The sequence below is a fragment of the Sphaerisporangium aureirubrum genome, from assembly GCF_042658925.1.
Lineage (GTDB): Bacteria > Actinomycetota > Actinomycetes > Streptosporangiales > Streptosporangiaceae > Sphaerisporangium > Sphaerisporangium aureirubrum.
In genome coordinates, this window is record NZ_JBHSRF010000097.1 from 21798 (window position 1) to 29876 (window position 8079).

Annotated in this window: 4 protein-coding genes; 2 read left to right on the forward strand and 2 right to left on the reverse strand. The window is 69.0% G+C overall.

Annotated features, from left to right (window positions below; translation table 11 throughout):
* Positions 1-195: 195 nt before the first annotated feature.
* Positions 196-3249, reverse strand: a complete 3054-nt coding sequence (locus ACFP1K_RS36505) for an AfsR/SARP family transcriptional regulator (RefSeq protein WP_380762171.1) — start codon at positions 3247-3249, stop codon at positions 196-198.
* Between the two features lie 676 nt (positions 3250-3925).
* Between ACFP1K_RS36505 and ACFP1K_RS36510 the strand changes: the two genes are divergently transcribed.
* A complete protein-coding gene (locus ACFP1K_RS36510) occupies positions 3926-5152 on the forward strand; it encodes a hypothetical protein (protein ID WP_380762173.1) in 1227 nt (408 codons plus the stop codon).
* A gap of 56 nt (positions 5153-5208) precedes the next feature.
* Positions 5209-5577 (forward strand): hypothetical protein, encoded by a 369-nt coding sequence (locus tag ACFP1K_RS36515; RefSeq protein WP_380762175.1) that lies wholly within the window; start codon positions 5209-5211, stop codon positions 5575-5577.
* On the opposite strand, the gene ACFP1K_RS36520 is transcribed toward ACFP1K_RS36515, so the two are convergent.
* Entirely contained in the window at positions 5495-7504 is a 2010-nt protein-coding gene (locus ACFP1K_RS36520; protein WP_380762177.1) for a tetratricopeptide repeat protein, read from the reverse strand. The two genes, ACFP1K_RS36515 and ACFP1K_RS36520, sit on opposite strands and share 83 nt — an antisense overlap.
* Positions 7505-8079 lie beyond the last annotated feature (575 nt).

The following is an 8079-nucleotide window of genomic DNA, read 5'->3' on the forward strand; positions in this document are numbered from 1 at the left end:
CGAACCGCCGTCGCCCCGGAGAAACACCAGGTCACCGATACCGATACCCCACGGGGTAAGGGATCAAGTACATCCCGGTATCACACCGGCCCGATACGAAGCACCGCGTCACCCACCCCATCAGGCCCTCACCCTCCGCGACCTCCCGCACCCGGCCCCCCGACAGGTCCGGCGGATCGCGAACCGCCGTCACGCTCAGAGGCCGGGCGGTTCGTCATCAAGCCCTCGCAGCCGCAGGTCGATGTCCTCCGCCTCCGGCAGATCGAGCTCGTCGAACAACAGGTGCGCCTGCCGCCAGCAGATCCGCGCGGCTTCCTTCCCCTCCAGATATTCCTGCGTCATGGCCATACGCACATATAGCTGGGCCAGCTGGTAGGGATCCTCGATGGTCTGCGCCATCGCCTTGGCCTGTTGGTACACCCCCAGCGCCTCCAGATGACGCCCCGACATGTAGTGCACGTCCCCGATGCCCATCTGCGCGCGCAGATCCTGATAGGAATCACGTATCACCGCGGCGAGACCCCTCGCCTTCTCGAAGTGGATGACCGACTCCCCCGCCAGGTTCATGTCGAGATACGTCTTGCCGATGCTGTTGAGAATGTCGGCCTGGTTCCTGCGGTCACCCATCTCCTGCAGGGTGGTCATGGCCTTTCTGTAGCAATCCAGCGCGTCGCCGTAGCGTCCTTTGTACTGGTGGACGTCCCCCAAATTGTTGTGCAGTATCGCGTGATTCTGCCGCCCCGCGATCTGCTCGAAGATCGTCATGGACTCCTGATAGAGCCGCACCGCGTCACGATGAAGACCACGGCGCTTGTAAACGTCTCCCATGTTGTTGAGCGCCTTGGCCTCGGCCCTGCGGTCCCCGATCCTCCGATACAGCTCCAGCGCACGGGAAAGACGGTCGAGCGAGTCCCTGTACCGTCCCAAATGCCAGTACACGATTCCGCCGTGCCCGAGGGCGTCCGCCTCCCCCTTGACGTCCCCCACGGCGTGGTGGATGGCGCGCGCCTCCTCCAGGTACCCCAACGCCTCGCGATACTCGGCGGAGGCCCACAACACGAAGCCGATCTGGTCCAGGCACCGCGCCTCGGCCCGCCGGTCACCCAGAGACTGACAGAGCGCCAGCGCCTCCCTGGTGTGGGTCAGCGCTTCAGCGTGCCGTCCGGTACGGAACCTGACGAACCCGAGGTCCAGCGACGCCTGCGCCACACCGGCCCGATCCCCTGTCTCCCGGCAGACATGAACGGCCAGGCCATGAGCGGCGGCCGCCTCCTCCCAATGCCCTTCCGTGTCCAGGAACTCCGTCATCGCCCGCGTCAGCTCCACACAGTGCGACCGCCACTCGTGCTCCGCGGCGTACTGGGCGAGGCTCAGAACCGTCTCCCACTCCTCGGTCATCCACTTCCGGTACCCGGCGACGGCGGGGTCTCCGGACCCGTGGAGGCCCGGCCCGGGAGCGTCCGCCCGGCGGATGGCGTCCGCGGCTTTCCTGGTCCGGCACAGGTAGTGGTCCAGCAACCGGGTGACGGCCCGGCGGATGTCACCCGGGGAGTCCTCCGCCCGCGCGCGGTCGTGGGCGTGACCTCGGACCAGATCGTGGAACCGGTAGCGCCCGGCGCCGGTCTCCTGCAGGAGGCGATGCGCGACCAGGGCCTCGATGAGCGCGTGAGCCCGGTCGGGCGGGACGTCGCACAGCGCCGCCGCCACGTCCACGGTGACTTCCTTGCACGGATGAAGTCCGAGACGCCGGAACGCGAGTTCCTCCTCCGCGCCGAGGTCGAGGCCGGCGTCCAGCACCTCGGCCCCCGGCTCGGGGCCGGGTGTGGCGACGCCGCCGGCCAGCAGCGTGATCATGAGTGGCACCCCCCCGCTGTGACGCACGACGCGGCGGACGTCACCGGGGCCGGCACCCGGCCCCATCAGCCTTGCCGCGAGCTCGGCCGCCTCCTCGCCGGGCATCGCCTCGAGCGTCAGGCAGCGCACCCCGGGCACGGCGTCGAAGGGCGCGCGTGACGTGATCAGCATCAGGCCGGCGGACTGGCCGCCGAGCAGCGGGCCTATCTGCTCCGGCCCCACGACGTCGTCGAGGATCACGATGGCACGGCGGTACGCCGACTCGGCGCGCCACATGGCGGCGCGCTCATCGAGGGACGACGGTATCCGCTGCGGAGGGATGTCCAACTGCCGGAGGAGCTGGTGCAACGCCGCCGCCGTGGTGAGCGGCGGAAGCGCGGGAGCGTGCGCGCGCAGGTCCAGGTAGAGGCAGGCGTCGGGGTAACCGGCCCGGAACCGGTGAGCGATGTGCACCGCGAGCGCCGTCTTGCCGACCCCCGGCCGCCCCTGCAGCGCGATGACCAGGTTGGACTGGCGCTCGTCTCGCATGGCGCGGACGGCGTCCATCTCCGGGCGGCGCCCGGTGAAGTCCGGGTTGTCGCACAACAGGGTGTCAGGCTGCGGTTCGGTGTCCCCACGCCTGTAGACCGGCGTGACCGCAAGGCCCGGGTCACCGCGCAGGATGCGTTTGTGAAGACCGCGCAGCCCGTCGCCGGGCCCGGTGCCGTTCTCCTCCCACAGCTGGCGGTGGACACGCAGGTAGAGCCGCAACGCCTCCCCGCGCCGGTCGGAACGATACAAAGCCGTCATGAGCTGCGCCGCGAACACCTCGTCGACCGGCGAGACCGCCACAAGCCGGTACAACTCATCCAGCACCTCGGCATGCCGCCCAAGCCTCAACTCCAGGTCGATCCGCAACCGCACCGCCCCCGCCCGCTCCCGCGCGAGCGTCTCCGCCATACGCCGCGCCCAGTCCCCGGGCAGCCCTGCCAGCGCGTCCCCTGGCCATACTCCTTCCGCCTCCCTCAGGAGACGGATCGCGAGCTCCGGATCCCCGCTCTCCGCCACTGCCGTCGCCTGCGTCTTGAGAAGCCGGAACCGGGATAGATCGACGACCTTGCTGTCCACCTCCAGTGCGTAGGTGCTTCCATGCGTCCGGATGACGGCGGCCTCACCGACGGCCGTGCGCAGTATCCCCCGCAGCCTGGAGATGTAGATCGAGAGATTGCCCCGCGCCTTGGGTGGTGGCCAGTGACCCCACACTCTGTCCACCATCGCCTCTGCCGCGATGGAACGACCTGGCTCCAGTAGCAGCAGCGCCAGGATGAACTGCTGAATGGGAGAGCCGAGTGAATACTCGCGGCCGTCGACGCTCAGCGTGACCCCCACGCCAGGGCCCAGCAGTCTGAACTCCAATCCCGCCCCCTTCGGCGCGATTCTCCGGATCAGCCACTTGTCCTACCGTGGCACGATCCAATACGCCTACACATTACTTAACCACTACATCTGACACTATGTGCAATCTTGTGTTGATATGACCGTTTAGCCCATTAGATAAGGAACCTTATTATTTGGGCTGTGATGTAGATAAGTGGTTACATGGCCGCAAAGTGGGCTATGATCGCGATTCGCGGTCTCAGTTCGCTACATATGTCACTGGATACACATAGAGCTACTACAAGGAATCAAATTGAAACTTGTACGTTTAGGCACTCTGGGGTTGGTCACGACAGCACTGGCAGCGGGACTCCTTCTCTCTGCGACACAGCTCCCTGCGGCAGCACTGCATGACGCGACCCCGGCCACTTGCGGAAATTCCATCGAGGTAAGCACCGCACAGCTCTTGACCAGCCACGAGAGTCCCGTCTTCTCTCAGAGCGCCATCGGCTCCGATCCGTGGATCTTCATGATTCACTGCGGCGGCGGCGCGGCGCGAGCGGCACATACGATCGAGGTCTGACCGCGAGCCGCCACCTTCCGCGCGGGCTCAGCCCAGTCGTCAATCCTCCTGCAAGACCATCGTCAAGCACGCCGACGCATTCTCTTGTCACGCGATCCGCCGGATCGCGTGACAAGAGTTCGGGAGGCATACATGACGTACGGGGAACCGCCGATCAGAGGGCTGTTCTCGGCGGGAGTGACCTCGGCCGATGCCCATGGGGTTGAGCGGACGGCGCTGGTGGTGGCCCATCACCTGGCGGGGGCCATTCGGCTGGCGGACGTCACTCGACTGCTGGAGTCGGACCATCGGGTGCAACTCGTGTACACGGTTCCGCCGTCCTCGTTGTACGCGGCGGGGGCCGTTGATCACGTGCGGGAGGCGAGAGCGCTGTTCATGCCGTGGGAACGCGCCATTCAGACCCACTTCGATCTCGCGGTGGCGGCGGGGCTGGGGGCGCTGGAGCGGGTGCACGCGCCAGTCATGACATTCGCGCACGGGGCCGGTCCCAACGCGCTGGTGCGGCGGCGTGAAGGCTATGGACCGGTGGCGGCGCGGGCGGTCACCGGGCTGGGGACGCAGGGGCTCGTCATGCACGGGCGGGTCATCCCGGCGGCGATCATGCTGGGTCACGAGAATCAGCGGCGGCTGCTGGCGAGCCAGTGCCCGGAGGCGCTGCCCGCCGCCGTGGTAGCGGGGGATCTCTGTTTCGACCGGATGCTCGCCAGCCGGGCCCGCCGGCAGGCTTATCGCAACGCGCTCGGCGCCGGGCCGGGGCGGACGCTGGTGGTGGTCTCCTCCCACTACGCGGCCGATTCGCTGCGGTCGCGGCATCCCGACCTCGTGTCCCGGCTGGTTGCGGAACTGCCTAGTGACGAGTACCAGCTCACTGTCATCCTGCATCCGAATATTTGGGCATTCCACGGGAGGAAACAGGTCATTTCATGGTTCGATGACCTATTTCGCGCGGGAGGCGTCCTGTTGCCTCCGGAGGAGGGGTGGCGGGCGGCGCTGATCGCGGCCGACGTGATGTTGTCGGACCGGGGATCCCCGGCCTGCTACGCCGCCGCGCTCGGTGTGCCGATCCTGCTGGCTCCGTACTCGCCCGAGGACGTGCTGCCGGGTTCGCAGTTCGCTCTGCTCGGCGCGACCTCGCCATGGCTGGACGCGCGCGAGCCGCTCAGGCCTCAGCTGGAGGCGGCGATGCGCGGCCACCCGCCTACCGGCGAGTTGCGCGCGTTGCTCACGTCGGTGCCGTCGGGGGCCGCGCGGATGATCCGCAGGACGATGTACCGGCTGCTGCGGCTGGACGAGCCGTCGGCCGACCCGCCCACCGACCCGGTGCCGCTCCCCCAGGCGCCGCCGCTCCCCGCGCGGTGATGCGCGTGCGGGTCCACGCCACCGGGCTCCTCGGGGGTGGCGGGTCGGGGAGGCCGGTGGACGAACATCTCAGCGCGATGTGCGACGAGCCAGGGTGGGCGAGCGTCGCCGACGTGATCGTCTGCCGCCGGGGCTGTGGTCACCGGGCCCTGCCGGGCGCGTTGGCCTGTCATCCCGGAGCACTGGTCATCGCCCGGAGCGCGCCGGACGGCGTCCGGCTGGTCCGCACCCGGTGGGGGGACGAGGTGTGCCTGACCGGGCTGGACACCTGGATGGCGGGGTCGCTGGCGCACGCCTGGCTGGTGGGCGGCGGTGTGCTGCGTGATCTCGGCACCCTGGCGGTCATGGTCCGGGTGGCTCGCCCGAGTCCAGGGCGGCCAGGCGATCACGGGCCGATTCCGCTTGTGGTGCGCCCAGCCGTGTGAAGATCTCAACCGCTGTGACGAGGTGATCGCGTGCGCGGGCGCGATCACCGGTGGCACCGTGGGCCTCCGCCAGGGACGTCAGCACGGTGGCCCGCTCATGATGCGCGCCGATCTCCTCCGCGAGGCGCAACGCCTCACCGAGGGGGCGCACGGCGTCGTGCGGATGGCCGGACCGCAGGTGCGTCTGGCCCAGCGCGGTCAGCGTCCGCGCCTGGTTGTAGCCGTCGGCGATCCCGTGGAAGATCTGGTAGGCCGCGTCCAGATGCTCGGCGGCCGCCCCGTAGCGCCCCATGTCGCGGTAGGCCTCCCCCAGCCTTCGCGTCATCAGGGCCACGCCCCGCGGCCGGCCCAAGGACTCGTGGATGACCCGGGCCTGCTCGAACCGCTCCGCCGCCCGCTCCGGCCGTCCCATCCCGAGGTACGCCGTCCCGAGACTGCTCAGGCCGGCCGCCTCGCCGAGCAGGTGACCGGTCGACCGCTCGATCACGATGGCGTCCTCGCAAAGGCTCGCGGCGTCGCCGAATGCCTGGACGTTGAGTTTGGCCCCGGCCAGGGCCAGCAGCATGCGCGCCTCCGCGCGGCGGTCGCCGCAGGTGCGGGCCGAGGCCAGCCCCATCTCGTGGGTTTCCAGCCAGGCCCGGTAGTTCTTGCGGTTGATGAACAGGCCCCAGAGGGATTCGCACATCTGCCAGGTCGTGTCGTGCATGCCGGTGCGGTGGGTCACCTCCAGGACGGCGCGAAAGTTGGGGAGCTCTGTCTCCAGCCAGTCCAGGGCCTCGGCGGGGCCGGTGAAGGCCGAGGTGGCGGGGGGGACGGTGTCGTAGAGGGGGCCCACGTGCCAGCGGCCGGGGATGACGACCAGGTCGGCGGCCACGGCGGAGCGCAGGTACCACTCGGCGATGCGGGCGAAGGCGGCGGTGCGGACCTCCGGCGGGTCGTCCTCCAGCGCTTTGGCGTGGGCGTGGAGGTGCAGGAGGTCGTGGAAGCGGAAGCGGTCGTCGTCCTCGGCGGCCATGAGATTGGCCCCGCTGAGCGCGTCCAGGATGCGGTACGCGTCGCCGTGGTCGATGCCGCCGGCGGCGGCCGCGACCTGCGGGCCGAACGCGGGGCCGGGGTGCAGGCCGAGCCTGCGGTACAGCGTCGCCTCCTCCTCGGCCAGAACCCGGTAGGACACGTCGAAGACGGCCTGTGGCGAGATGTCGCCGTCGGCGCTCAGCATGGAGAGCCGGCGTCTGGTGTCGGCGAGTTCGCCCACCAGCCGTTCGATCGACCAGCGCGGGCGCAGCGCCAGGCGGGCGGCGGACGCGGCGACGGCGATGGGCAGCCGGCCGCACAGGTCCACCAGACGTGCGGCGGCGGGCCCCTCGGCTCGTACGCGGTCCGGGCCGAGTACGAGGTCCAGCAGGCCGAGGGCGGCGGAGCGGCCGAACGGCTTCAACTCGACGAACCTGGCGCCGTCCACCACCAGCCCGCCGAGCCGTTGACGGGTGGTGACCACGACGAGGCTGCCGCCCGAGGCGGGGAGCACGGCCCGGACCTGGGCGGCCGTGGCGGCGTTGTCGAGCAGGAGGAGGAGCCTCCGGCCGGCCGTGACGGAGCGGAACAACGCGACCTGTTCGTCCAGCGCGGCGGGGACGTGCTCGGCGGCCGTCCCGAGCGCGCGCAGGAATCTGGCGAGGATCTCCTCCGGTGCCGCCGGGTGCCCTGAGGCGGATTCCCGCAGGTCGGCGTGGAGCTGGCCGTCCGGGAAGCGGGTGCGGACCCGGTGGAGCCATTTGAGCGCCAGGGCGCTCTTGCCGACGCCACCGAGGCCGGTCACGACCGTCAGGACCGGGGTACCCGCGGCGGGGTCGGCGGTGTCCAGGATGGTGTCCAGGCGGGCGAACTCGTCTTCCCGGTCGACGAAGACGGCCGGCGCGGGGCCCAATTGCGCCGGAACGGGAATTGGAGGCGGCGCCCCCAAATCAAAGTGCACGTCCCCTGTGATCGACTGCGCCTGCAGGACGGGACCGGAAACCGTCCCACTGATCTCGTTGGTTGCTCCGCTCGCGGACTTTCCTTCGTTACCTCTTCTGCCGCCTGGTCCCACCAGCGCCGCTCCCCCGTGGAAGGTCTCGATATCCGAGCCGAAGAAAGGTAACTCCACTCATTGGGAATCGACAAGCGGAGACGGGCGGCCCACTCCGAGGTTTTTCGGCATTAGCTAATTTCAGCTGGTTTTGCGGCATGTGCGTGAAAATAGATGCTTCATCACGTGGTTACTGTACGCATGCGCGCGATAACTCACTGTCGCAGGGGGCGCGCGACAGACCCGGTGTCATGCCGCCTCGTTGTTGGCTTGCAGGAAATTTCAGAAAAGCATTGCATAGATCGCTGTATCTGAGTAACTTCCGGGCAACACCCGTGAAATACGACTCTGGAGGCCCCGTGGTCCGGCCGCCGTGCTCATGGTCCGTCAAGAGGTCGCGTGCGCGAGGGGGGCGGGGGCTGGCGGCCCTGGTG

What these genes read in the sequence shown, in the direction of transcription:
- ACFP1K_RS36510 (WP_380762173.1), top strand. Translation starts at nt 3,926, where the DNA reads ATGACGTACGGGGAACCGCCGATCAGAGGGCTGTTCTCGGCGGGAGTG.